Consider the following 25,952-nt stretch of genomic DNA (forward strand, 5'->3'; position numbering starts at 1 on the left):
TAGCAGAATCCGTCAAAATCAGCGATGCGCACAATATTGGGTGACTATTGCGTTGCGCAAGATATACACGCCGCAGGAAACTTAGGTTATGGTCATTTTTTACGCTAGCAGAAACCCCTCTGACTGTTAGACTTGCGTATAGCGAAGTGCGGTTAGTTTCCCTTCTGATAAGGAGTACGCAATATAGCATGAGAATATCCTTAAAGGACACACAAATAGCGGGATACTGGGCGACCGCAAGGAAAAATACTCTTGATGATTGTGTGTCAGAACTTCACCATTTTATGACCTCGTTTGAGTCATTGTACCCGGGTGGACACTAGCGTATCATGCGTGAAGCTCCTCAGCGGCTAGGGGCCAATGTTGAAAATTCTACTCCCGGACTGACTGATCTGCTATTGGGCCAGTTAGAGGGCGCAAAAACTCCAGATGCAGATGCCTCATTTGGGTACTACTTTAACCTTGAATATCTGGGGCCGCTCCCAATAATTGTCCAAGGATGCGTGGGAATACAAACCGACAATAAGAATTTTAAAAACTTTGTCCTGATCAAATTTTGGCGAGACCCCGAAGTGCCAGAATCTTCACAGGGAGAACTCACTCTTGAAGCCAGTCACCAACTGCTTGAAACAATTATTCGTTGTTGGTCACCGCACTTAGCGACATGGACAACAACCACTTGGTTACGTGCTGTACCGAAGAGAGAAGCGTATACACCATCTCTAGGATGGAAAACCTATTTCAGCGAACCAGCAGTATGCGAACTAATCAGCGACTTAGGAAAACCCCTGCATCAGGGAATACTTCTTGAAACCTCATCGGATATTCACGATGTCACCCCGGAGAAAATTGTGGCGCTCGCGCAAGAACTATCGAACCGTGGAGTAGAGAATGTACTCTACCGCGGCACATGAACGTATTGAATCAGCATCTTGAATCTTCGCACCAAAAATTACTGCGTGACATCCCCTGCTGAGTATGTTTCATCTAGATTGTCTACAAAACTATCGTAGCTAGTTTTCTTAGGCCCTCGTGAAAATAAGCGCTACAGCAGAAAACTATAAAATCTGCAATGCAACATGTCACATATATAAGGTAAATGTGTTAGCCTCAATATTTAATGAAATAGAGGGTATAAGCGAGGCACATATGGCGAATGCGGACGAGCAGTATCACCAAAGAAGTACAGAAGAAGCTCCCACTAGTACAAAGACGACGCAGAACCAGCAGAAAAATCATACACAGTCCTCACAAACCCCCAAGGTAGGTATTTCTGACGATGACCTGAAAAATCGGGTATCTTTACGCGTGAGTGCCCCCGGGTATAAATATCCCTGGTACCGTTGGGTTATCCCCATGCTTGGAGAAACTACTGCGGGTGTCGGCGCTATCGGCATTCCTGTTGTCGTGGGCACTTTTATCAATCACCAAATCGCAGGACACACGGCTGATGCTTGGCTGCTGTTTTGGGTCGTTGTCGTCTCCATCGGGTTTATCGCGCTCAACGAATATTTTGGGTGGGGCGCATCCATGAAATTTGGTGCCGAGCTAGACCGCGACTGGCGCACCTATATTAACGCCCTGCTCAACCGCGCAGCGCATAAGAACAATGCGGGTGAGATGGTTACCGTTATGAGCAAAGACGTGCGCCGTATCAGCGCAGTATTCTTCTCAATCCCTCTCTTCACTAACGCCATGATTATCGCAACTTTAGGCGCTATACAGTTGTGGCTCATTAGTCCGCTCACTGCGGCGGTGACTCTTACCGGAACAGCCTTAGTGATATGGGTTCTGGCGAAATACTCCACCTTCATGGAAAGTAAAGTGGGCGTCTACCGCGCGAAAGATGGTGAAAATTCTTCGCGTGCCTCAGATATAGCAACAGGACTACGCACCATCACAGGACTGGGCGCTGAACAGCAAATGCGCGAGCGCTATCACCAGGGAGCAGATGATGTTTTCGATGCTCTCATGGAGTATGAGAAAACTCATCGCTGGATGTTCCTTATCCGCGTATTCCTCAGCGGAACAGTCACCCTGCTTGGTATTGGTTTCGCGCTGACGGGACACGTTGAGAACGGACGCTGGGTACCTGATGTTCCAGCTGCTTCCCTAGTAACGGTTGCTTCTATTATCGCCATGATGGGTGGGCCCGTCTGGATTTCACAAAACTTTCTCACCGAATGGCGTTACGCCAAGGTGGGGCTGGCTAAAGTCGCTCGGCTTGAAGGGTACGCCGGGGTACGTAAAGGTGTGCTTAAAGAACCGCGAACAGATACCGAACTTGAAGCATATGTGAGCCATGAGAAAGAACACGATATGCCGGTCGTCGATATCCCGCAGGTTCCCGCAAAGGCACGCAACGCGCGCATTGTATACATCAATCCTCGACATTGGCAGCTGACTGCTCAAGAGTATGCAGAATCGCTTGTCGAACATGTGCGTGCGCTCGCTGCCGAAAAACTGCCGGATAAACAGCGAATCCTACTAAGTGAGCCTAACCCTATGATTTTCGCCGGAACTTTGCGGAATCACCTACGTCTGGGCACCGTACCGCCCGAAGATACTATAGCTGCGCAAGCGAAAGATGAAGCTCTCCTTCAGATAACCGACTCTAGCGAAATTGCTTACCGTTTGGGTGGGCGAAATCCAGATGAATATTTTGAAGCGCTGATCACTAGCGAAGGGGCTAACCTTTCGGGCGGACAACGCCAACGTTTAGCTCTTGCGCGTGCTCTCGCTCAGGACACCCAAATACTCATTTTGACTGAGCCCCTTAATTCTGTGGATGAGCCAAGCCAGAAATATATTTACGACAGACTTGAGGAATGTGTGGGCACGCCTGCAGCACCAGAGCTCTATCCTGGGCTGCTTGCGGGCTTTGAGACTATTTACATTATTTCGACAACTGCAGAAGTATCTCGGCGTATTGCGCGAGATAACAATATCGAAACCCAGAGGGTAAATCATGTCTAAGTTACCAACCGAACCGCCCCGTGTGGTTGTGCAGAAAATGGGTTCTTATATTGTGCGTTATAGAGGGCGTGCATTCTTCACTTTTATGGTTTATGTGTTGAGCAGCGTCATGGGCGCGGTAGTGCCTCTGCAGATTGGTGCAACTGTTGACGACGTTGTGGCTGGTAAGTATGCGCAATTTCCGTGGAAACCTGTATTGATCATTCTTGCCGCTACTGTTGCTCAAGCCATCGTGATGCTTTTGGCTATGTACAGCGCCGCCCGTCTTGGCGCCCTCGTAACACGCCAAGCAAGTATAGATACCATCGATGCAACTCTAAATCTTGATGCGCGAACCGTCGAGGAATCCGGCAGCGGCGACCTGCTCACACGAGTAACTGATGACCTGTCTTCAGCCTCGAACGCCGTCAGCTTTGACCTGCTCGAAATTCTTTTTGTGATTCTGTATTTCGTAGTTTCTATGGTTTCACTTGCCGCACTCAGCATACCTCTGAGCGTTATCTTCCTGCCTATGATTATCGGCTTGGGCTTGCTGATGGGATATTTTCTGCCGCGTCTTGCCCGTGAAAATCAGAGCGTGCAGGAGATTACGAGCGAGCTTAATAGCGTGCTGACCGAGAACGTCCGGGGCGCATCCACCATTCGTGAACTTGGGGTGCATGATGCCCGCAACGAAACATTCGAGGCTGATAACGATCGGCGTTATCGGGCTACACTCAAGATGGTGCGTATACGCCAGAATTATTACACGCTTGATGCTCTGAATGCGTGGTTCCCTACCGTTATCTGCTTGCTCTGGGGGTCCTTCTGCGTCATGCAAGGGTGGGCAACCTGGGGTGCCTTGGCGACTGCATCCATTATGGTTTTCAGCCTGAGAACTATGGCGGATATTTTGGGGCATCACGTGGGCAATATACGCATAATGCTGGTTAATATGGGGCGCGTGTTCGGGATTATTAATCTGGCGCAAGCGCAGCGTGCTCGGCGCAAAGATATTCGTAGAGCACAACATCATGAAACTTTGGGGAATACCACACATGTAATCGAATGCTCCCATGTGTCGTACGGTTATTCTTCAGATGCGCTTGTACTGACTGATATTAATCTAAAGATTGCGCCTGGGGAGTGCTTAGCGTTAGTTGGGCGTTCTGGCTCTGGAAAAACCACGCTTGCAAGGCTCATTGGTGGTTCCTTGAGCGCGCTTGACGGTACAATCCGTGTGCTGGGAAAACCAGTTGGCAATGGGGAATTTCCAACCGACAAGTACGAAGATGGTAGGCCGCGACTACTGGTTTGTACCCAAGAAGCGCATATTTTCTTTGGTACCGTTATTGATAATTTCACCGCTGTAGTACCAGAAGCCACCGAGAAACAGATCGGTGAAGCTCTGGATGCTGTTAGCGCTCGTTGGTGGCGTGAGCTTCCCCAAGGGTTGAAGACGCGCATCGGTACGGGAGAGCACGAACTCACCCGTGACCAGATTCAGCAGCTTGCTTTAGCGCGCATCGTCGCGGCAAACCCTCACGCGGTGATTCTTGATGAATCAACCACCCAGCTTGAGCTTGTGAACGCGACCGAATCATTACAGGCCGTGCTCGCGAATCGTGCTGTGTTGATTATTTCGCACGATGCGCGTATCGCCTCTCTGGCAGACCGCGCCGTTTTGCTTCAGGAAGGCATGATTACTGCTGAGGGCACGCCCGCTGAGATTTTCGCTCTGACCTAGAAGATGATAGTCAAAAGCCGTACACTCTCTGCCCCTCTCGTAGATGGGCACAACGGCACGATAGAGAAGAAAAGTGTACGACGCTCGGACAGGTTATAGAGTTAGTTGGGATTTATTTTTTCTTATGGAGCCGCCATTCGGTATCGCCTGCTCCCGAGTCATCGCGATGCCAATGCTGCCCTGTCACCGGGTCAGGCTGCGTTAACTTTGGATTCGGGTTATTACGATCGGGCTCATCCGGATGTGCTGGGCATCCTCGAGCACCAGGGTCTTCGTGGCAGGTTTTACCTACAGAATGCACCTCGGTATCCCACACGCGTACTAGAGTGGGATCACTGCGAACCGTAAGCGAGCCAACAATATTCCAATCTCCACCTTTGAGACGGTACCGACCCTGATAGGTGACAGTAACGTAAGCATGATAGTTGCCGGATTCTTTGAAAGCATAGCTGGTGTCGGTGGGTTTAAAGTTACGTTTGCTCTTGTCCCAGACAGAGCCTTGCGCGGTTCCTGAATCCCGCGTTGTGTACACAGGGTCGCCGGCACCGTACTCATAGGTATAGGCAACGGGAACAGCTTCTATCGTGACTTCTTCATCGAGGATAGTAGTATCACGTGCTTCGGTTTTAACACCGGTCACATAGAAGTTTGTGTTGATCCCGGTATTGACGTGGGGCTCATGCCCGTCGAAATGTAGTGCGGGTTTTGTGGTGGTAAGTTCGGCGAGTTGCTCCCGAACCTGGTGCTCTATCTTTTGGGTGCGAACTTGGGCGTTATCGGCAGTAGGTTCGTTTTCAGGTGTGTTTTGGTCTGCAGGATCGTTGGGAACGCACGTTATACCGCCGTTTCCTGACTGAACGACACCGTATTGTTTATAGTTGCCTGAATCGTCAATGGGTAGGGGAACACGGGCTACTTTACCGGGTTTCCCTTGGTAGAGACAGGGCGCATCTTTAGAAGCATTGCCATTGTAGACATCGAAGGTATTTCCTACACTACTCACGGTTGCGGGAGCGTTAGAGCCTGTATCGGCGATACCTTGCTTCGCGTCAGTATCTCGATATCCATTACTTTGTTGAGGTACCGTATGAGGTTCGTTAGGCTGTTGTGAATTGCTGGAAGACGAGGTTCCCTTAACCGTGAGTTTACCTCCGTGGATATTGCCTGAATAGTCGTTTGCAGCAGAAGAAGAGTATGACACTGTACAGAAGAAAATTACTGTTATAGCGCAAAAAACGCGTTTCTTATTTGAGCTCAACTTTTTCCATCCCAGCAAATGCCCAGTGACCAGTTGATTTGAAAACGATACCGAACTCGATAGTGTTCTTATTTTGTTCGGACAAGGGATAGGTATGGGTCTTATAGTCTTCGTTATCTAAGTAGACGACGTCGTTAGCGATAATATTTCCGATGATGAGGTAAACGTGATCGCTTGGCGATATCAGAGTGGACGGGTCAAAGGTGAGTTTTCTAGTACCACCAACTGCCCATCCTCCCTTTTGGTAGAGCCTATAGACATAGTTGGCAATCTCTTCCTCTTCTTTATAACCTTCAGACGTATAGTCAGCATATGGTTGTACGTCTCCAGTCTGTATAGCGTAATTCCGCAGGTCGTTCCAATACTGAATAAAGTGAAAAAGCGCCTCCGGTGTCTCAATCCCAATGTCTTCGGGCTTTTTGGGCTTGGGGACATTCTGCGCGGGTCCTTTTTCGTCTGCAGGACGGTACTCACCTTTGGGCGCTTCAGAGCCACCAGAATAACCCTTAGTGAAGGTCGGATGCGCCTGGGCCTCAGGTGAGGCAGATTCGGTACCATGTGGGCTGGAGCTACCGTCTGTGGTGTTGGATGTTTCGGCACGAGCAGGTGCCGTCTCATGTGCTTGCTCTCCGCAAGCGGTCAGGAACTCAGTAACGCAGATCCCCGATGCGAAGGCTATCAGGGCACGACGGTTGAGGACTTTTTGAGGCACACTGTTGTGCCTAAGGGCAGGAATGCTCATCAGTGAACTTTCGTGGTTGGGTGAATATACAGCAGGCCGCAGGGGAGCGCGACCCTTTTCAACAGTACTGTTACATGTAAAGAATAAGAAATATTACTTTATAAGAGTTTGAAAATTACCAAAACTTAGAGATATGTGCACGGCAATGACACATAAAGTCCGTGAACCTATTGGGCCCAACGGTATATGCTACAGTGAAAACGCGATATGGGGTGCTCCATTTTGTAACGGATACACAGCACGGCGCTGTGATCTGGAGCTGAGATATACCCATTGAACCTGCTCTAGTTAGAACTAGCGAAGGGATATCGAACCGTGGCAGAGCAGCCTTAACCTTCTTTCTGAAACACCCGATTCATCATTATCTAGATAGCGTGGTGCGTTTGCAGCGATGCCACGCCCATCCCAAGGAGACTTATAGCTATGACGCTATTAAACACATCTACGCCTCGTGTGCTTTCCATTGCCGGAACCGACCCTACAGGCGGTGCTGGAATCCAGGCCGATCTCAAGTCTATTGCCGCAAGCGGTGGTTACGGTATGTGCGCCACAACCGTGCTTGTCGCACAGAATACACAAGGGGTTCGCAGCATTTTTGCTCCACCCACCGAGTTTTTACAAGAACAGCTTGCGGCAGTTTTCGACGATGTGACTGTGGATGCCGTTAAAATTGGTATGCTCGGCGATGTTGAAACTATCACTACCGTCAAGACCTGGCTTGCAGAACATCCGGTACCAGTGGTGGTACTTGATCCGGTGATGGTTGCCTCCAGTGGCGATCGCCTGATTAGTCAAGACGCCGAGCAGGCACTGCGCGAATTGGTGGCGCAGGCAGATGTTATCACTCCGAATATCGCCGAACTCGCGGTGCTCTGTGAGAGCAACCCTGCCCAGACTTTGAAGGAGGCGCATAACCAGGCGGCTCAGCTCGCGGGGAGCACTGGCACGATCGTGATTGTTAAGGGCGGTCACCTGACGGGGGAGGACGCCGGAAACTCGGCTGTTTTTCCTGATGGAACTCATACACATGTGGCTACTGCTCGCGTCCAAACGAAGAATACCCACGGTACCGGGTGCTCACTCTCATCAAGTCTTGCTACCCGCCTTGGACTTGCTCTTGTGAATGGCAATAATGAGCTGAGTGTACGAGTACTCACGAACGCGCTGGCATGGAGCACCCGGTGGCTCAACGAAGCTATTATCGCTGGTGAGGAACTGCACGTGGGCAGCGGGCAGGGTCACGGACCGGTTGATCATCAGGCACGTGCTCGCCGTTTGGAGCATGCAGCCGATACGAAGCCGTGGGAGCACTTATACGCTGATAAAAATCTTACGGGCGAGAGTCCCAAGAATTTGGTGAAACCTGCGCAGCGGAAATCCCCAGAGCCGAAGGTAGCCCCGGCGGGTCCGTGGACTGCCGCCCTGTGGCAAGCTACCGGTGATATCTGGCGTGACATTCTCGATTTGCCCTTTATTCGCGGGCTGGGCGACGGCACGCTTGACGAAGATTTATTCGGCTTCTACCTTGACCAAGATGCGCAGTACCTTGCCCAGTATTCTCGCGCCTTAGCTACTCTTGCGGCACGTGCCACCTCATCGCAAGGTCAGGTGCATTGGGCTGCGGGTGCCCAGGCGGCAATTGTTGAGGAATCGCTTTTGCACGATGAATGGTTGGCGGCGCATCCCGCTATTCCTGCGGAGCAGGGTGGTATTCGGCGTGGTGCGCCTTCGGCAGTGACAATGGGGTACACGAACTTTTTACGTGCTACTGCTGCTGGTGAGGATTATGTGGTGGGCGCAGCTGCGGCGCTTCCATGCTACTGGCTGTACCTTGAGATCGGTTACCGGCTTTTGGAGAAAACCCACGAGGAACATCCGTATAATTCCTGGATTTCGGTGTATGGCGGCGAAGAGTTTGCTGCAGATGTGCGCCGCTGCGTGGCGGTTGTTGAGGAAGCATTTGAGCAGGCTTCCCCCAGTCAGCGTGTTGCCGCCGCTCAGGCATATATGAGCGCATGCCTATATGAACGTGACTTCTTCGACCAGGCTCATAGAGCGTTGCGGTAATCTCACACCATCCGGACCCCACGCGAAAAAGTAAAAAAGGCTCTTTATCCATATAAAGCGTATTTTTCACCGCTTGATTTGGATAAAGAGCCTTTTTTACATGGGCAGATAATAAGAATTAAGAACCCTGCACGCTCTGGGGTAGTCCATCATTAATATTCTTCACGGTTTGAGCAACTCGACTCGTCCATACGTAGTCGATTGTGTATTCATCAGAATATGGGATGCCGTAGAGGGCTTTCGGCTCTACCGTACCATCGTCAACAAGCGCATCAGTGAGCATCTTCAGAAGGTCAAGCTGAGCTTGCGTGGTGTCCTCTCGAATAAACTCTTTGAGATGTTTCTGCACAGCCTTACGATCCATGCCCACCATAGAACGCACATAAAGCCCTAGGTTCGGGTGGTCCTGCCGAACAGTCAGAATATCATCAACCGTGAATTCGCCGGATGCTACAAAAGCGGCATCGAGTTCCTGCATATCAGCGTCATTGAGCGCGTAGCCTTTACGAGCTTTCTGCACGGCAGGGTTATCCAGCAGCTCACGCATACGGTACTGGATTTTAGCCTCAAACTCCTGCGGACTCACGGTACCGGTTGTATTGAGCAGAATCTCTGTTTCAATGCTCTCGTGCGCATGATCGGCGAAATCGGTATAGAAAGGCTTGCGCTCGCTCTTTGAGAGCAAAGATAGAAGACCGCGCACATCTTGGCGAATAGACTCAAGGTATGCGAGGGAAACCTGCGGACCCCAAGCTTCCGAGAGTACATAATCAAAATGCGCTTTCTGCCGTTCGACGTCAGGGATAGTATCAACAAGTTTGCTAAGACCCAGAGCGATTTTCCGGAGGCGCTCCAACCGCGGTTTTGCCGCCGCAATATTGCCGTCCAACAGATCTAGTTGTAGCTTACGTATCGTGAGGTCGAAGGAAAGCGCAACGGGAGCGCCTTCACCAATATTGCCGCCTAGCTCAGCAAGTGAGAGTATTTGTTCTTGGGCTTCAGTATTGAGCGCGGAAGACCAGATACTTTCATCCTGCATGCGCTGTACCGCATGTAGGTGTTTACGCACGAATGGGCTGTCGGTATTGAGCGAGTTAATAAATGTACGCAGCTGCCCAACAAGCGCAGGGCGCAGAGACTCGTAGTCGGCAGAGCTAAGCTCACCAGCGTGAGAATCCAGTTCCACCAGCAGAGCTAAGGTGGTCTCGAAAGTGCGTGTTGCTTGCGGTTTCTGTGGGGTTCCGTTAGGTGCTTTGAAATCGCTCCTGAAGAACTCAAGATTTCTGCAGCAATCGAAAACTTTAAAATCGGTCTTTTTTGTGCCGGGACCAAAGACATCAGAGCATAGGCGAGTTCCACGCCCAAGCATCTGCCAGTATTTAGCGTAGGAACGCACGGGTTTGAAGAAAACCAAATTGAGAACTTCGGGTACGTCTATACCGGTATCGAGCATATCGACGCTGACCGCGATTTGTGGCATTTTTTCGGGGTCAGAAAAATCGTCGATTAACGATTGAGCTCGTTCAGTACTATGGGTAATCACGCGAGCAAATGTACCGCCATACTGAGGGTACAGGGCATCGAACCGCTGTCTTATGTAGTTGGCGTGGTTCTGGTTATGAGCGAAGATAATAGTTTTTCCCAGTTTGTTGCCGTTTTCCACACGATAACCCTGGGTCATTAGCTCGCTGAGTACATGGTCTACAGTTTGCTTGTTAAAAAGGTAATCGTTGAGTAGGTGTGAGGGAATGTGGTTGGGCTTCTCGTGAGTTTCTTCATCCCACTCAATTAAGTCCCATTTCGCCTTATCGTCGTCAGAGAGCTCGTCATAGTGAATGCCATCGCTCAGAAAATCAGTGCTCAGAGATATTCCCCGTGGTGGTACCAAGTATCCATCATCAACTGCCTGTTCAAGCGAATAGTAGTCGGTTGGCTCGCCTTGATTAAGCCCGAAGAGCTCATAAGTATCGTGGTCTACATCGTCTTTCGGGGTGGCGGTCAGCCCAACAAGAAGGGCATCGAAATACTCAAAAATCTGTTTATATTTGGAGTAAACAGATCGGTGTGCCTCATCAATAACGACTAGATCGAAGAACCCGGGTGAAAACTTGCGTTGTTCAATCAGGTTCATGATGGTGGGATAGGTACAGCCGTAAACACGACCGCTAGTGTCTTTATCGGTGAGCAAATTAACGATGCTCATTTCGGTTCTAAAGTGGGAGCGAAACGCATTCACCGCCTGATTAACCAAAGAGACACGATCAGCCAGAAAGAGCGTATTTTTTACCCAACCAGCGTCAGAAAGCATCTTGACGATTGCCATAGAGATACGTGTTTTACCGGCCCCGGTTGCCATGACGAGAAGAGCACGGCGACGGTTTTCAGCGTCGAAGGCAGTACCGACGGAACGCACAGCATTGATTTGATACTTGCGGTCGACTAGGTCGTGGCTAATGGGCGCATTATTGAGAGGCTGCGCACGTCTGCGGGCATGCAGACGTTCAAGGTCGTTACGGGTGGGGAACGCCAGAATACTACGTACCTGATAGCCAGGTTTACCTGTAGGGCTATCCTTCCACTGATCCCAGAGCTTATGTTGAGTTCCGTTGGTTGTGATAATTACCGGGTAAACCCCGTACATCCGGTAGAGTCCCTGCGCATAGAGCTCAGCCTGTCGTTCTCCTTCATGAGAGTCTCGACTGGCACGTTTTGCTTCGATAACGGCGAGCGGCTTGCCATCGGTACCCCAGAGAACATAATCGGCTTTTCCGGTACCAAGCGAACCGTCTTTACGAATAGGGATATTCGGTATGGAAACTTCGCGTAGGTTTTCAGCCGAAGTATCCCATCCTGCGAGTTCAAGCTCAACATCAATGAGAGCAGTACGAGTTTCTGCTTCGTTGTAGTCACGAATATCCTGGGGCGTAGTCTCGGTGAAGGTGGTCTTGAGTTGAGCTTCGAGATCGGCTAATCGTTCTTGAAGAGCTTTATTTTCTGCTTCTTTAGCGGCAAGTTGCGCTTGATGAGCTTCTCTAGCCTGTTCAAGTTCTTCGGCAAGCTTGATAAGTTCTTTTTGCGATACTTTTTGCTGTGGAGCCGATCCGGGTAATTGCGGTACCTTAGTCACCTCGAAGGCGGCACGTGGGTCTATTGCTGAGCCGTAGGGGGAGTGGTAGCGTGCTGCCCAGACGAGCAGATGGTGTAGGTCTCGCACGGTTTGCATAGCAACGTCACCACTAATACGGTTGCCGTGTGCGGCTTTGTTTCCGGCGAGCCTAATCAGGCGCATTTTGTCGTGGAGGGCAGGATGACGAACGAGGTTCTGAAACTCGGGATTGCGCAGACGGTCCACTAGGGTGGGCGTGCTCTTGCCATAAGGGTTCTGGAGGCTGCGCGCACGATAGAGATAATCGACAAGCTGTTCAAGCGTAATTCGAGCGTAGATAGCAACCATGGAAGCATCTATACGCAAGGCGCTCTCAGTTTTGAGAGCATTCGGGTGCACCTCTGGGATGCTCTGTTTCAGGAAGTCGAAGTTGCTCATCGGCGTGCGTACCTCGTGTGCGGTGAGTTGACGATATATTTCAAGTGTACCCCGCGATGACTGGGTATGCGCGTCTAACTGTTATACAGATCAGTAGAAGTGAAGATGTTTCTAGTACCTGACTTGAGACTAGGCTTCGAACCCGTAGGTCTGGAAGAACAGCACAATATAAGCACAGGCTTCAGCGTCAGAGTCGGCTTTGTGATGTTTCAGCTTGAATTTAGGCGCACAGGCTTTAATGACGGTCGGAAGCTTATGGTTTTCCAAGTGAGGAAGTGCTTTCTTCGCCATACGGTACGTACAGAAGAAATGCGTGGGCACGGTATGTACGTTGTAATAATCATCGAGTTCTTGCCATACCTTTGAGTCAAAGCTAGCGTTGTGGGCATATACGGGGAACGACCCTATAAACGCAGTGATAGCTGGCAGGACTTCGACCCATGTGGGTGCTACTCGCACAGTGCGAGCAGAAATTCCATGCAGGTGTGTGAATTCGAATCTTCGTAATTCGGCGGGTGGTTTAAGGTAGCTCACCAGACGGTCTACTACAAGACCATTCTGAACTTTGATAAGTGCAATCTGGCATGCCGAAGCGCCACTGACGCTATTAGCGGTTTCGAAATCTACTGCAACGTAGGTAGAAGCTGCTAATAATTCTGGCGTGGGAATGTACGAAGAGCTAGTACGTTTTCGAATCCTAGTGGGTTTCGTCCATTTGATTCCTGAAGAATGTGAAGATCCGCTGTTTAGTTTTAGCTCTGCGTGACGAGCTGTTGTGTAAGGGGAATAACCTGCCTTGATGCGTTCTTTGAGCTCTACTTCTTGCGCGCGCAGCTCTTTCCACTCTCTGTTGTACGGTGTGGGGTCTTGACTCTGTTGCTTGGCAAGAAGCTCTTGAGCTTTAGCGAGCCGTTTGAGCAGGTCGAGGCGATGGTCCTCCCGAGCGGGAGGGATACCTTCATCTAGCCAACCTTTGATGAGATCAACTTCATTGGCATATTGTTTCATTTTATGCTGCAGAATGGCAGCCTGCACAACGTAGTATTCCATAACATAGTCATGATTGGAAAGTGCGGCATCTCGCATAGAGTTTACACACTCTAGAGCTAGAGCCAGAGCTTCGTTGAGGTTACCTTCACGCTTGTAACGGGCTATATCTTCTGTGTAATCGCAAATAGCCCGTCCTTGATACGTGGGTATTACCCAGGTGTTTTCTATGATGGTTTCAGGCTCAGTCGCAAAACTAGTTGACTCGTGAGAAAGATTTAGCTGTGATACAGGGTGAGAGCCTGTCAAGGATCTCTGAATATTCTTGATGAGGTTGAAAAGAGCACGCAGAAAGTCCAAAGTGAACTCCAAAAGTTGAGCGAATGATCAACGGTAGTATACACCTGCTCTGAGTGAAGTATGAATTTAATATAGATATTTTTCTTATTTATTAAACTATCTGGTCAATAACTATACTTATTTCCATGAGAAATATATTTAAAAACTATTTCTCAACTGGATTAATTTTATAGATAACTCCATCGTGAAGCATCTGGCACAATGTTATTGCTAGGCTTACCATTGCTTTGGCTTCCAATATATCTGCTGGATCATGGTCGTTAAGATGTCTCTGCGGGCTGTAATAAATTAGATCTAAAAACTTTACGAATTGATTGGCTGCATATTCCTGAGATGAGTCTTCACGATGATCGGTTGGAAAGCCTGACTTCCACTTCCCAGTGGAAATCGCGTTTTTAAAATTACCCAGAGCTTTGCCCCATTGCCCGTTTTTGTCTTTTGAAACTGTTTTAACAAACATCCTCTCAATGGCTGCTTGAGCATCTCGCCATGCTAATTCTGGATTGGGGTTCCTGTTGTAGGTATATTTCCTTAATAGTTAAAGAACCTGGATTGGATAGATAAAAAGAGAGATTTATCATTTTCTAAAGATTTATGAATGAGAGTTTGTTGGGAAATTATTTTTGAAACCTTCCGAGAAAACCTGTTCTGTTTCCTGATTGGAGGGACGGGAACTTTTATGTTTTCAACACCCCTTTTGGATATCTCTTTGAAAGTTGCACCAACGCCTAAGCTTTGTATGTATTTCATGTGGGATTTGAGCCAGAAGAGAAGATAGAGGTTTGTTATTTCTTCTCCTGGAACAATACTCTTGAAACCCTGGTTAGTCGCCATGGGGACTGTATTTATTGCCAAATGGCCGATTGGCGCGCGAGAACTCATCATAACAGATCCGATCGGCAGAAGGACTGCCGAACTATTTTTTAACCCAGTATCAGTTATTTTACGTGACGAAGAGCTAAAATAAATACCTTCATGTTGACCGAGATCGGCGGGGGTTACCCATTCAATATTTCCGTTCCAATACTCTTGAACAGAGCTACGAGGAGTACCACCTGATAAAACTGTAGCTATTTCTTTTAACGGTTTATGTGGATAATCTTCTGCGTGGAAGCTATCTTTGAAAAATGATATTAGAAGCTCATCTAGGGTGGTAAGCTGGTGTTCGCGTGCCTCCTGAATTGATTTTGCTTTGTCTAGAATAGCAACAATACGCTTTTGCTCTTCTAGCGGGGGAAGAGGAACATCTAGTGACTCTAGAATTACACGGTCTAGGTGAGGAATTGTTGCCCCTTTAGTTTTAGCACGGAGATAACTTTGCTTGGAGGCTATAAAGTGACCTAGATATGCTGTATCAATGAGTTCTTCCTGCTGTATTCGTAACACCATAAGGGTACTACCAACAGAACCTTTTAAACCATGCGATGTAGTACCAGCATTTGCTCCGTCCCAGGCGATGATAACGTCATTAGGAACAGCTAATAATTCTTTTTTATCAGCTGGGCAATAACGAGGTTTGGCCCCAGGACGTAAATCACTAATCTGCAGAGAGCGACGGTAACCTTCGATTGGTTCATTAACAATTTCAAGAGGTTTACGCCCTTTGTAGAGCTTTACAAGATCCCCTAGACGCATTACTTAAGCAACTCCTTTAGCTCCGCCATAGAAACACGAATCTGCTCGTCCAGGTTCTCCAGTTCGGCAATGATTTCGGTGGGGGAGCGGTACTCCACCTCTTCGTACTGTATCTCCTTGTACCGGTTCAGCGACAGGTCATAACCTTGCTCCGCGATTTCACTCTTCGGCACGCAGAATGACTGCTCGGTGCGTGCACGCTCATGCTCAGCCTTAGCTGCCTGCTCATCGTCCCCACGTAGTGCAGTCCACCGCTTCAAGACATCAGGAAGGTCATTTGCTTTTACTGGTGCACGTTTATCATCCAGGCTAAACCCGTCAGCCTGCACATCATAAAACCACACATCATCCGTGCCGCCCGAATTCGTTTTTGTGAAAAACAAAATCGCCGTAGAGACACCCGCATACGGCTTAAATACGCCCGACGGAAGACTCACCACCGCATCCAGCTTCTGATCCTCAACCAGCATCTTCCGCAGCTTCTTATGCGCCGTTGATGAGCCAAACAGTACACCATCCGGCACAATCGCTGCCGCCCGGCCGCCTGGCTTAAGCAACCGCAAAAACAGCGCCAAGAATAGCAGCTCTGTTTTCTTTGTCTTTACCGTAGACTGTAAATCACGGGCCGTCTGCTCATAATCTATAGACCCCGTAAACGGAGGGTTTGCCAAAATCAACGAATACTTCTCAGATTCACCCGCCGCCCCTTCGGAGAGCGAATCTCGGTACTCCACCAGCGGGTTCTTCACCCCGTGCATCAGCAGATTCATACTCGCAATACGCAGCATCGTCGAATCGAAATCAAACCCGTGGAACATATCGTTGTGGTAATGGCGTAACGCTACCGTGTTCGTAAGCTCCTGTACCGAATGTTCACGCACATATTCGTTCGCAGCCACCAAGAACCCTGCCGTACCGCACGCTGGGTCACAGATCGTATCAGCTGCGGTAGGAGCCACCATATCTACCATCAGGTGAATAATATGGCGAGGTGTACGGAACTGCCCATTCGTTCCCGAAGCTGCAATCTTCGAAAGCATGTACTCGTAAATATCGCCATTCGTATCCCGATCATCCATCGGAATAGCAGATAGCGGATCAACTACTTTCGCCAACAGCGCCGGGGTAGGAATCGTAAAACGAGCCTCACGCATATGCTGGGTGTAGCTCGAAGACTCACCACCGAGCCGAGCACCTAACCCCTTAATAAACGGAAATACTCCATTCGCCACGGTCTCATACATGGCCGCAGGAGACTCGTTCTTGAAATTATGCCAGCGCAGATTCTCATCCTCTGGGCGGAACACAGGGTCTTCAAGAACGTAGTTAGGATCATGAACTCGAATAGAATTCGCCATCTCTTCTTGGCGTAACTGCTCATCATCGAGAAAACGCACAAAAAGAAGGTAGGTGATCTGCTCCATCACCTCAAGTGGATTAGAAATACCGCCTGACCAAAAAGAATCCCAAATGCGGTCAATCTTGCTCTTAATATCTCGGGTAATCACAAAAGATAATTGTACCGCTCAGAACACCTACGTGCTCTGCTGTCCGTCACCATAGTGGGCAAGGTATCCATTACGAAACCTGTAGCTGTCCTTCTTGCTCACGTAAAAAGGCTCTTTATCCAAATAAAGCGTATTTTTCACCGCTTGATTTGGATAAAGAGCCTTTTAGCAAGTAGGTAGAAGGGACTATGCCCCCAGAGCCTCCAGACGCTCAATCAGGCGCTTGCCGTGATCCTCACCGATGGCGCGAGCAACAGCGGGGTTATCGGGGTCGCCAGTGGTGCCGTAGCTGTATAGTGGCTCCTCAAGAGGCATACCGGTAAACGCTGCGGTGTTCTCAAACTCGGTCAACGTGGCAGATACGTCGCGTGGCAGCATGGTGCGGTAGACGTCTTCAATAGCGCCAGCGGTTGCAGAGATCAGAAGCTTCTTACCCTGCAAAGCGGTGCCGTTTTCTCCATACGCGAAGCCGTACTCGAAAACGTCGTCAATCCACTGCTTCAGCAGAGAAGAAATTGAATACCACATCACCGGGAACTGCAGAACGATGACGTCTGCTTCCACAAGTGCCTTCTGCTCAGCAGATACGTCAAACTTACCGTTTACACGCAGCTTGTCGAGCTCACGAATCTTGACGTTATCGCCGAACCGTGCCCGCACGGCATCAAGAATAGCCTTGTTAGCGTTAGAAGTCGTAAGGTCAGGGTGCCCCGAAATAATCAGGATATTAGACATAGTCATCCAATCTATTAAACATCAGAATCATGAGCTTGTGAGTGCTGATTCAAGTATAAGCTCAAGTTTGCCACCTTCGTATATTAGCACGCTATTCCCTATGTCTGCCTGTGAACATTATGCCGAATCTAATACATACTGCTAACAAGCTTTTAGTTTTCCAGAAGATGTACGATGCACAACATTACCCATAAAATGCATGACAAATACCTAATGCGATGGCGCCGAAAAAGAAAATAGCAACCGCAATATACTAAGCCCGCAAGGATTCTAACCTAGCGATGAGCTTGGTGCCATGATTCTCACCAATAGCCCGTACCGCTGCGGTATTCCCCGGATCACTTGATGCGCCGTAGCTGAAAATAGGTTCTTCCAACTCCATACCCGTGAAAGCGGCAGTATTCCCAAAATCGGCGTATGTGGTTGTGAGCTCATACGGCAAAGCATCACGGTACATATTCTCGGGAGCTCCCGCAGTCGCAGAAATCAAGAGCTTCTTACCGCGCAGCGCCGTGCCTTGCGGACCGTATGCAAAGCCATACTCGAAAACGTCATCAATCCACTGTTTCAACAAACCCGGCACCGAATACCAGTACACAGGGAACTGAAGCACTACGATATCTGCTTCCGCGAGTGCCTTCCGCTCGGCTGGAACATCGAATTTACCATTCACGTACAGCTTGTCGAGTTCACGCATGTTTATCGCATCGCCAAAATGGTTTTTTACGGCATCAAGAACCGTCTTATTTGCGGTGGAATCTGGCAGGTTCGGGTGACCTGAAATAACAAGAATCTTTGACATGATAAATCCAATCTGTGTGCGATAAACAGGAAAGTTAGGAATCCAATATATCGAGCCTCAAGTAGAGCTGCTAGGTTCCTTGCTTATTTTCACGATTTCTACGCCCTGAGGTGAATAGGTTAAAGAAATATCCGGAACAAGCTATATTCTCCGAGTCTGTGGGAAAGAACTGTTCCGGATATTTCTGTGATATTTATCGAAGGCTGCTGTTACTTTTCCTCGTGAGAAGCACCCTTCAAAGCCCCCATAAGCGGTCCCACAATATCCAGCGGAAGCGGGAAAACAACCGTCGAATTCTGATCAGCACCCAACTCCAAGAGAGTCTGCAAATACCGTAACTGTAACGAAGCCGGTGAATCACTGAGAATGTCAGAAGCCTCCTTAAGTTGAGATGAAGCCTCAAGCTCACCACGTGCCGAAATGATCTTGGCGCGGCGTTCACGCTCAGCCTCAGCCTCACGAGCCATTGCGCGCTGCATAGCCTCAGGAATCTCAATATCCTTGATCTCAACCAGCTCGACTTTAATACCCCACGGGCGGGTGCGTGAATCAATAATGCTCTGCAAATCCGCATTCAAATCATCACGATGCGCCAGCAAAGTATCAAGATCCACACGCCCCAACAGCGAACGTAGCGTAGTCTGAGCGATCTGAGAAGTAGCGATCGGGTAGTTTTCGACCTCAAGTACGGCGTCTTTTGCACTAATCACACGGAAAAGTACTACCGCGTTCACGCGCGCAGGAACGTTATCTTTTGTGATAACTTCCTGCGGGGGAATGGTCAGCGTAATCACACGCATGTCCACGCGCTGCAGCGAATCGATGAGCGGAACCACCAGGTTAATGCCAGGTTTTAGCTCGGAACGCAGATGACCGAAGCGGAAAGAAATACCGCGCTGATATTCAGGGATAACCCGAAGGGTACGAATAATCAGAAAAGCGACGATTACAAGAATCGGAATAACAATCGAAAGAATGGTAAGAGAATCCATCATGTCCTCTAAAGATACGTTGGTAACGGTCAGTGGGAATGACCTGTGTAGATGCGTGATGAGAAAAAATCTAGATGCGGTGACAATACGCACCCCGATCTCTAGGTTACCGATTCATCAACGACGGTACCTTAGAAACCGGGGCGCGCATCCTCACACTAACGAGAGACTTCTTCGAGATTCTGCTCCTGAATAACCTCTGCGGTAGTTTTATGCAGACGTGGGGTAGAAGTCCCCTCGCCGCTCCACGCCGGACGATCAGGATCAATCTGCGAAGAACGCACAGGCAAAGTTGCAGCAGAGATTATCTGCTTACGAGCATCGTCGGTGCGGCGCTTACGCTCATTGCCAATACCGCCCCACTTAGCGGCAAACCTATCCATCTTAACCGCCACCGATTCATCCGCAGTAGACCCAGGAATATGTTTAGGATCTGCCACAAAGTTCTCAGGTGACTTAATGAGCTTGATAGCCAAGGGATAGGTGAGTGATAAGCAAGCCACAATAACGGCGGCTTCCACCAGTAGCTCCAGGGGAGCATGCCAGGCCAGAGCCGTAGCACCCATGATAATAGGACCGAAAAGCGCAACCGTCACGGCAAGACCGCGATGGAACTTACCCGACTCCGAGTAAGGCCACTCATCAACCTCACGCGTAAGTTCACGGCCATTAGACGAGACGGTGCAAGTGTCCTTAATAGGGCAGGTATTGCACACGCTCGGCTTGGCGCGGTAGCGCATCACACGATTATCCGTATCAAACGCTACCGGCCATAGCCACTGATCCTCGGGGCAGAGCCACGCATCGTTACTCTCGTGGTAGGTGAACCCGAAAGTCCGGGATGCCACGAAACGTTGGCTTGTGCGCTTAGCAAGAATATCGAAGCCCCACCCGACGGCGACTAGCCCCAGCGCATAAACGCTGGATAGCCACACCATCAGGGATACTCCGGCAATTTGCTCAGGCATGATAGTCAGCCTCGACGATCGCTACGGTACGGACTGGTCTGTTCGGGAAGCTCGTCAGCAGCCTTAGCACCCGCAAACTCGGCAATACGCTCGTCATCCACCAACTCGTATAGCGGCGGCTCGGGGAGCTCCAGAACGGTTTCCTTGTTCTTCTGTGAGAAGTACGAAGTTATACCCAACCATGCGAGTTTGAGCAGCGGCATGATACCAGCCAAGAAGATCACGTCGCCCGGTAAGCGTAGCCAGTCCATAATCACAGTTGAACCATCGTGAATAAACGCGAAGGAACGGGCCTCGTAGTAGCCTTCACCCACAGACTTATACAACTGAGCGACACCCAGCGGCAGAAGCGAAATGAAGACCATCCAGATCAGGCCGATGTTCAAGGCCCAGAATGAGAACTTCAGCCCCTTCTCAGGCCATTTATTCTCAGGAATCAGGTAACGCAACGCGAACACCGCGAAGGCCAGTGCCAACATACCGTACACGCCCATCATAGAGCCGTGCGCGTGGTTTGCGGTGAGTGCGGTGCCGATTTCGTAGTACGAAACAACCGGCAGGTTGATCAGGAAGCCGAAGACACCTGCGCCCAAGAAGTTCCAGAAGCCTACAGCAATAAGGAACATCACAGCCCAACGATGCGGGAACGGCTTGGTGCGGTTGGAGTACTGGCGAGCCCCCAACTGCATGAAGCCCCACGCCTCAACAGTCAGGAAGGTCAACGGAATAACCTCTGCTGCCGAGAAGAACGCACCGAATGCCATCTGTTCCGAAGGAGTACCAGCGAAGTAGGTGTGGTGCATAGTACCAACCACACCACCGGCGGAGTAGAGCACTGCATCCATCATGATGATGGAGATAGCGATGCGCTCGCGCACCACACCCAAGAGTACGAAGACGTAAGCAACCATCACAGTGGTGAAGAGTTCGAGGAAGTCTTCAACCCACAGGTGCACCACCCAGAAGCGCCAGAACTCGGCGACTGAGAAATGGGTGCGCTGACCAGCGAGCATACCCACGGCGTAGAACATCGGAATTGCCAGACCTGAGAAGAGGAACAACCAAGGCATGGAGGTTTTCTTCCCGCTCTTGAGGCGTGAGCTAAGGGTACGCCAAACAATGACAATCCAGATGAACATACCAGCGGTGAGCAGAATCTGGAAGAAACGCGGCAGATCAAGGTACTCCCACTGCTGCGCAAAGATAGTGTTCTCGGGTATCCAGCCCTTTTGCGAGAACCATTCGTTGAGGAGCGAACCGAGCACCACAATAACCACGGCCACGAAGAGGACGACGGTGAGTAGACCTTGCTTCTTCGGCTCTTTGCGGGTAATAAGCGGGGCAATGAAGATACCACCAGCTAGGAACGCCGCAGCCGTCCAGAAGAGGGAGAGCTGTACGTGCCACGTTCGAGACACGGTGTAGGGCAGTAGCTCACCCATATTGATACCGAAGAACCCGTCTATTTCAACGCGATAGTGCTCAGTGAGAGCGCCCACCAAGGCTTGCAGGAGGAATAGAACAATAATCGTGATGAAGAAGAGTCCAGCTGCTTTCTGGGAGGGGGTGAGCTTAACTTCATCCGGCTGCCGGAAGTCAAGGACTGGGGCTTCTTCGCCATGCCAACCGATGGTGCGCGACCAACGACCATATATGGCAAACAACAAGCCGGTACCGCCAATGAGGGCGATGAGCGATAGAGCCGACCAAACCATGAGGTCTGCAGTAGGTTTATTATCAACGTTTGGTTCTGCGGGCCAGTTATTGGTGTAGGTGTAATCCTGGTTAGGACGCTCGGCGGCCGACGCCCATGCCGTCCACCCAAAGAATGCCGTCAAATCGTGCAGTTCTTCGTCGCTCTTAATAGCGTTAGGGAAAAGACCTAAGGAAGTATCACCACGGGTAAGGGTGTCCTTGTAGTGGTCTGTCATCAAGCTGAAACCCTTGGTCTGTCCTTCGGTCCAGGTAAGGGTTTTGCTGGATTCGTCGTATTTATTCTCGTGACGCCACTCGTTTTTAACGATTTCGCGCGGTTCTTGCTTGCCTTCTGAGCGGTATTTATCAACGGCGGCATCGGTGGTCTTGCGCAGGTATTCTGCGGTGAAGTCCGGACCGATGTACGCACCGTGACCCAGAACGGAGCCGTACTGCTGCAAACCGCGGCTCTGATAGAGCTCCTGACCATGCTGAATCTGCTCAGCAGTTGCGATAACTTTACCGTCATTGCCGACGATCTTATCTGGGAGCGGCATAGAGAGCGCGTAGGTGCGCATCGCCAAGACGGCCATGATGGTAAAGCCCAAGAGCATCACAAACGCTACAGCCTGTACCCAGCCTTTTCCAGCGTAGGCACCGACTGCATCCGTGCGGCGGGTGATCTTGGCGATCTCCCCACGCGTTACGGTTTTCTTAGCCATTTTGATGTGTCTCCAGTGTGCGTGGATTGATTTTTGTTAGTGCTCGCGGTAAGCATCCCCATAATTAGGAAACCCACAGGGGCACTTAGTTTTATTCTTGCATTACGAATACGAATTTAGAAAGTTTACAGACATGGTGTCATTATTATGAAAGAAATTACACAGGTAAAGTAAGAATAGTTCTCATGTTGTGTATTATTTTGATATAATTTAGTGCCTCAGTTTTATGTTTAGGTGAGACTTACCTAAGAATTAAGCAAGGTTTTTGTACTCTAATTTCTGGTGGGGTTCCGTAAGAATATGCATCTGCTTGAAATAATAAGAAAGTAAAGAAAACACTCCATAGGTTTTCATAATATCTTTGCTGATCCCGAGAAAGTTACTACCAGCGTCAAGCCTATAAAATCCGTATGGAATAATAAAGAACGGAGAAAACCACCAGAACCATAAGGAGTTCGGACATGCTGGCGTACAAGGCAGGGCAAAAAGTAGTAACGGGGCTACTGCGCACTGTATTCAGGGCACGGGTGACCGGGCTTGAGCATTTCCCAAAGAAGGGGCCCGTAATTGTGGCATCTAACCATTTATCCTTCCTCGACTCCATTATTATCTCCGCTATGATGCCCCGCCGAGTAGCATTCCTCGCGAAGGCGGAGTACGTAAATACACCAGGTATTCGAGGCAAGGCCATGAAGGCCTTTTTTGAAGCCGTAGACATTATCCCCGTGAACCGCTCCGACCGTTCGGAATCCCTTAAAGCACTCGATCTAGCTCTTGAAAAACTTGAAGAGGGTAAAGTCTTCGGTATCTACCCTGAAGGTACACGATCTCGTGACGGGTTTTTATACCGCGGCAAAATTGGTGTAGCCTGGCTAGCCCATATGACTGGAGCACCAGTAGTTCCTGTGGGTCTTATCGGAACCGAACGTCTGCAGAAGCCCGGCTCAAATATGATTTACCCTCACCGGTTTACCATCCGCGTGGGGGAACCCATGCATTTTGAGAAGACCGGCGAGAAAATGACCGGTAAACAGCGCCGTCAGACCACCGACCACATCATGGATACTATCGCTCAGCTCTCGGGCCAAGCCCGGAAGGACAAATACAACGTTTCGCCCTCCGCCGAGCGTGACGCAGGGTAGCGCTTGCCAGTCTAAAAACGAGTACACTTAACCGCGCATCCTGATTATGGATGCGTGGTTATTTTTCAGTACTACACCGTGAGGAGCGTTCGTGGCAGATCCCCAGAGCTATCGCCCAGCCTCCGGCGATATCCCAACGCACCCCGGTGTATACCGTTTTCGTGATTCCCACGGCAGAGTTATATACGTGGGTAAAGCAAAAAACCTGCGCAACCGACTGAGCAGCTATTTCGTAGCCCCAGAACGGCTGAGCCCGAAAACCTACGCTATGGTGCATACTGCCGCCAGCGTGGAATGGACGGTGGTTGGCAGCGAGCTGGAATCTCTACAGCTTGAATACACCTGGATCAAAGAATACAAACCCCGCTTTAACATAGCGTTCCGCGACGATAAATCTTATCCCTACCTTGCAGTCACAATGCGTGATAAATTCCCGCGAGCGCAGGTCATGCGCGGTGATCGTAAAAAAGGTGTGCGGTACTTTGGTCCTTACTCGCAGGTATGGGCTATTCGCGAAACTTTGGATGCGCTTCTACGCGTATTCCCGGTGCGTACCTGCTCGGCGGGAGTCTTTAAACGTGCCGAAGCATCGGGACGTCCGTGTCTTTTAGGGTATATCGATAAATGCGCAGCCCCGTGTGTAGGGCGTGTGAGCCCCGAAGAACACCGTGAACTAGCAGATGGGCTATGCCGTTTCATGGCAGGGGGCGCCGAAAAATTTATTACCCAGCTTACCCGACGCATGAAAGAAGCTGCAGCCGATATGGACTTCGAACGTGCAGCTGTATTACGTGACGATATTACCGCGCTAACAAAGGCATTTGAACGTAACGCCGTGGTTTTATCGGACTCTGTTGATGCTGATCTTTTCGCCTTTGCTCAGGACGAGTTAGAGGCATCAGTGCAGGTGTTCTTCGTGCGCGGTGGGCGTATTCGAGGCCAACGTGGCTGGATCGTTGAGAAGGTTAATGACGGTGGCGAAACTGAGCTAATAGAGCAGCTTCTCGTTCAGGTTTATGGTGAAATGGCAGCAAATATTGCTAGCGCTGCAGCTTTTGACGAAGATTCCGGGTTAGACGCCACACAACATGAGATCCCCCGACAGATTTTAGTTCCTACTATGCCGGAGAATACCCAGCAGCTTCAGGAATGGCTCTCAGGTATGCGTGGTGCCAAAGTCGATATTGCAGTACCGCAGCGCGGCGATAAAGCGGCACTGATGAAAACGGTCGCCGAGAACGCCCAACATTCCCTGACCTTGCACAAGAGCCGTCGTGCTGGGGATATTACCACCCGTTCAGCGTCGCTCGTGGAGCTCCAAGAAGCCTTAGAGCTTCCGGACCCGCTCATGCGCATCGAATGCTACGATATCTCCCATGTGCAAGGTACTAACGTGGTAGCCTCTATGGTGGTCTTTGAAGACGGCATGCCCACCAAAAGTGCCTACCGTAAATTCTCGATCACAGGGGATGCTGCTCGCGACGACACCGCCAGCATGTATGACGTCATCACCAGGCGATTTAAACGTTATCTCACCGAGCAGCAGCAACGTGCGGAAACACCTTTGTCCTCGGGAGAAGTTACGGCTGATGAGTCGGTACAAGAACCAGCTAAATTTGCGTATCCGCCGAATCTGGTCTTAGTTGATGGCGGCCCACCTCAAGTTGCAGCCGCTCAGTCCGCCTTGAGTGACCTCGGTATTGAGGATATCTACGTGGTAGGTATCGCAAAGCGCCTCGAAGAGCTGTGGTTACCCGACGATGATTTCCCAGTGATTCTGCCCCGTACCTCTGAAGCGCTATACCTTGTGCAGCGTATTCGCGATGAGGCACACCGTTTTGCTATTAGCTTCCACCGCGCAAAACGAGGTAAAGCTATGGTGGCTTCTGCTTTGGACTCTGTGCCCGGCTTAGGCAGTGTCAAGCGTGCAGCGCTTATTAAACATTTTGGGTCGGTTGCTAAAGTACGGAATGCCTCGATTAAAGAACTCCAACAGGTTTCAGGCGTGGGGCCTGCGCTCGCGCAAAAAGTGCATGACCACCTCAACCAAAAGGAAACTGCCTGAGGCAGCACCCCGGGTATTTATGCACAGA

Annotated in this window: 18 protein-coding genes and 1 riboswitch; of the genes, 6 read left to right on the top strand and 12 right to left on the bottom strand. The window is 50.0% G+C overall.

The window, feature by feature from the left end:
* Positions 1–329: 329 nt before the first annotated feature.
* The 3 genes from HMPREF0733_RS08830 to HMPREF0733_RS08840 all read left to right on the top strand — a co-directional run bounded on the left by HMPREF0733_RS08830 (position 330) and on the right by HMPREF0733_RS08840 (position 4,702).
* Positions 330–914: a hypothetical protein gene (locus HMPREF0733_RS08830; RefSeq protein WP_013398998.1), complete on the top strand. Its 585-nt coding sequence runs from the start codon at positions 330–332 to the stop codon at positions 912–914.
* Between the two features lie 235 nt (positions 915–1,149).
* Positions 1,150–2,976 carry an ABC transporter transmembrane domain-containing protein gene (locus HMPREF0733_RS08835; RefSeq protein ID WP_013398999.1) on the top strand — a complete coding sequence of 609 codons (1,827 nt, stop codon included), beginning with the start codon at positions 1,150–1,152 and terminating at the stop codon, positions 2,974–2,976.
* Positions 2,969–4,702, top strand: a complete 1,734-nt coding sequence (locus tag HMPREF0733_RS08840) for an ABC transporter ATP-binding protein (protein WP_013399000.1) — start codon at positions 2,969–2,971, stop codon at positions 4,700–4,702. The genes HMPREF0733_RS08835 and HMPREF0733_RS08840 overlap by 8 nt, the downstream gene beginning before the upstream one ends.
* Positions 4,703–4,814: 112 nt before the next feature.
* Here HMPREF0733_RS08840 and HMPREF0733_RS08845 read toward each other — a convergent pair whose 3' ends face one another.
* The gene (locus HMPREF0733_RS08845; protein WP_244864715.1) at positions 4,815–5,903 is read right to left on the bottom strand and encodes a hypothetical protein; all 1,089 of its coding nucleotides are present in this window, start codon (positions 5,901–5,903) and stop codon (positions 4,815–4,817) included.
* Between the two features lie 43 nt (positions 5,904–5,946).
* On the bottom strand, positions 5,947–6,702 hold the full coding sequence (locus tag HMPREF0733_RS10790; protein ID WP_013399002.1) for a DUF6318 family protein: 756 nt from the start codon (positions 6,700–6,702) through the stop codon (positions 5,947–5,949).
* A 198-nt stretch (positions 6,703–6,900) separates the two neighbouring features.
* A riboswitch (TPP riboswitch) is annotated at positions 6,901–7,025 on the top strand.
* Positions 7,026–7,125: 100 nt separating this feature from the next.
* Between HMPREF0733_RS10790 and HMPREF0733_RS08855 the strand changes: the two genes are divergently transcribed.
* Positions 7,126–8,769, top strand: coding sequence for a bifunctional hydroxymethylpyrimidine kinase/phosphomethylpyrimidine kinase (locus HMPREF0733_RS08855; RefSeq protein WP_013399003.1), 1,644 nt, complete (start codon positions 7,126–7,128; stop codon positions 8,767–8,769).
* A 118-nt stretch (positions 8,770–8,887) separates the two neighbouring features.
* Here the strand turns inward: HMPREF0733_RS08855 and HMPREF0733_RS08860 are convergent, their stop codons facing one another.
* The 10 genes from HMPREF0733_RS08860 to HMPREF0733_RS08905 form a co-directional block, all read right to left on the bottom strand.
* Positions 8,888–12,313, bottom strand: coding sequence for a DEAD/DEAH box helicase family protein (locus HMPREF0733_RS08860; RefSeq protein ID WP_013399004.1), 3,426 nt, complete (start codon positions 12,311–12,313; stop codon positions 8,888–8,890).
* Between the two features lie 129 nt (positions 12,314–12,442).
* Positions 12,443–13,660 (bottom strand): 3'-5' exonuclease, encoded by a 1,218-nt coding sequence (locus tag HMPREF0733_RS11050; RefSeq protein ID WP_218564876.1) that lies wholly within the window; start codon positions 13,658–13,660, stop codon positions 12,443–12,445.
* Positions 13,661–13,805: 145 nt separating this feature from the next.
* Positions 13,806–14,120, bottom strand: coding sequence for a hypothetical protein (locus HMPREF0733_RS08870; protein ID WP_013399006.1), 315 nt, complete (start codon positions 14,118–14,120; stop codon positions 13,806–13,808).
* Between the two features lie 71 nt (positions 14,121–14,191).
* Positions 14,192–15,295 carry a restriction endonuclease subunit S gene (locus HMPREF0733_RS10800; protein WP_013399007.1) on the bottom strand — a complete coding sequence of 368 codons (1,104 nt, stop codon included), beginning with the start codon at positions 15,293–15,295 and terminating at the stop codon, positions 14,192–14,194.
* Entirely contained in the window at positions 15,295–16,803 is a 1,509-nt protein-coding gene (locus tag HMPREF0733_RS08880; protein ID WP_013399008.1) for a type I restriction-modification system subunit M, read from the bottom strand. The genes HMPREF0733_RS10800 and HMPREF0733_RS08880 overlap by 1 nt, the downstream gene beginning before the upstream one ends.
* Before the next feature lie 186 nt (positions 16,804–16,989).
* The gene (locus HMPREF0733_RS08885) at positions 16,990–17,544 is read right to left on the bottom strand and encodes an NAD(P)H-dependent oxidoreductase (protein ID WP_013399009.1); all 555 of its coding nucleotides are present in this window, start codon (positions 17,542–17,544) and stop codon (positions 16,990–16,992) included.
* Between the two features lie 247 nt (positions 17,545–17,791).
* Positions 17,792–18,340 (bottom strand): NAD(P)H-dependent oxidoreductase, encoded by a 549-nt coding sequence (locus HMPREF0733_RS08890; protein ID WP_013399010.1) that lies wholly within the window; start codon positions 18,338–18,340, stop codon positions 17,792–17,794.
* Positions 18,341–18,549: 209 nt separating this feature from the next.
* The gene (locus HMPREF0733_RS08895; protein WP_041321775.1) at positions 18,550–19,332 is read right to left on the bottom strand and encodes a slipin family protein; all 783 of its coding nucleotides are present in this window, start codon (positions 19,330–19,332) and stop codon (positions 18,550–18,552) included.
* A 158-nt stretch (positions 19,333–19,490) separates the two neighbouring features.
* Entirely contained in the window at positions 19,491–20,300 is an 810-nt protein-coding gene (locus tag HMPREF0733_RS08900) for a transposase (protein WP_013399012.1), read from the bottom strand.
* Positions 20,301–20,305: 5 nt separating this feature from the next.
* The gene (locus HMPREF0733_RS08905; protein ID WP_013399013.1) at positions 20,306–22,717 is read right to left on the bottom strand and encodes a nitric-oxide reductase large subunit; all 2,412 of its coding nucleotides are present in this window, start codon (positions 22,715–22,717) and stop codon (positions 20,306–20,308) included.
* 461 nt (positions 22,718–23,178) lie between these two features.
* Here HMPREF0733_RS08905 and HMPREF0733_RS08910 point away from each other — a divergent pair, with 461 nt between their 5' ends.
* Both HMPREF0733_RS08910 and uvrC read left to right on the top strand, forming a co-directional pair.
* The gene (locus tag HMPREF0733_RS08910; RefSeq protein ID WP_013399014.1) at positions 23,179–23,859 is read left to right on the top strand and encodes a lysophospholipid acyltransferase family protein; all 681 of its coding nucleotides are present in this window, start codon (positions 23,179–23,181) and stop codon (positions 23,857–23,859) included.
* A gap of 91 nt (positions 23,860–23,950) precedes the next feature.
* Complete coding sequence (gene uvrC, locus HMPREF0733_RS08915; protein WP_013399015.1) at positions 23,951–25,924, top strand: excinuclease ABC subunit UvrC; 1,974 nt, start codon at positions 23,951–23,953, stop codon at positions 25,922–25,924.
* Positions 25,925–25,952: the final 28 nt, after the last annotated feature.

Origin of the sequence: Rothia dentocariosa ATCC 17931 (assembly GCF_000164695.2) — a bacterium.
In the GTDB taxonomy this organism is placed as follows: Bacteria; Actinomycetota; Actinomycetes; order Actinomycetales; family Micrococcaceae; genus Rothia; species Rothia dentocariosa.

What these genes read in the sequence shown, in the direction of transcription:
- HMPREF0733_RS08830 (WP_013398998.1), top strand. Translation starts at nt 330, where the DNA reads ATGCGTGAAGCTCCTCAGCGGCTAGGGGCCAATGTTGAAAATTCTACT.
- HMPREF0733_RS08905 (WP_013399013.1), bottom strand. Translation starts at nt 22,717, where the DNA reads ATGGCTAAGAAAACCGTAACGCGTGGGGAGATCGCCAAGATCACCCGC.
- HMPREF0733_RS08855 (WP_013399003.1), top strand. Translation starts at nt 7,126, where the DNA reads ATGACGCTATTAAACACATCTACGCCTCGTGTGCTTTCCATTGCCGGA.
- HMPREF0733_RS10800 (WP_013399007.1), bottom strand. Translation starts at nt 15,295, where the DNA reads ATGCGTCTAGGGGATCTTGTAAAGCTCTACAAAGGGCGTAAACCTCTT.
- HMPREF0733_RS08900 (WP_013399012.1), bottom strand. Translation starts at nt 20,300, where the DNA reads ATGCCTGAGCAAATTGCCGGAGTATCCCTGATGGTGTGGCTATCCAGC.
- HMPREF0733_RS08890 (WP_013399010.1), bottom strand. Translation starts at nt 18,340, where the DNA reads ATGTCAAAGATTCTTGTTATTTCAGGTCACCCGAACCTGCCAGATTCC.
- HMPREF0733_RS08860 (WP_013399004.1), bottom strand. Translation starts at nt 12,313, where the DNA reads ATGAGCAACTTCGACTTCCTGAAACAGAGCATCCCAGAGGTGCACCCG.
- HMPREF0733_RS10790 (WP_013399002.1), bottom strand. Translation starts at nt 6,702, where the DNA reads ATGAGCATTCCTGCCCTTAGGCACAACAGTGTGCCTCAAAAAGTCCTC.
- HMPREF0733_RS08835 (WP_013398999.1), top strand. Translation starts at nt 1,150, where the DNA reads ATGGCGAATGCGGACGAGCAGTATCACCAAAGAAGTACAGAAGAAGCT.
- HMPREF0733_RS08895 (WP_041321775.1), bottom strand. Translation starts at nt 19,332, where the DNA reads ATGGATTCTCTTACCATTCTTTCGATTGTTATTCCGATTCTTGTAATC.
- HMPREF0733_RS08885 (WP_013399009.1), bottom strand. Translation starts at nt 17,544, where the DNA reads ATGACTATGTCTAATATCCTGATTATTTCGGGGCACCCTGACCTTACG.
- HMPREF0733_RS08910 (WP_013399014.1), top strand. Translation starts at nt 23,179, where the DNA reads ATGCTGGCGTACAAGGCAGGGCAAAAAGTAGTAACGGGGCTACTGCGC.
- HMPREF0733_RS08870 (WP_013399006.1), bottom strand. Translation starts at nt 14,120, where the DNA reads ATGTTTGTTAAAACAGTTTCAAAAGACAAAAACGGGCAATGGGGCAAA.
- HMPREF0733_RS08840 (WP_013399000.1), top strand. Translation starts at nt 2,969, where the DNA reads ATGTCTAAGTTACCAACCGAACCGCCCCGTGTGGTTGTGCAGAAAATG.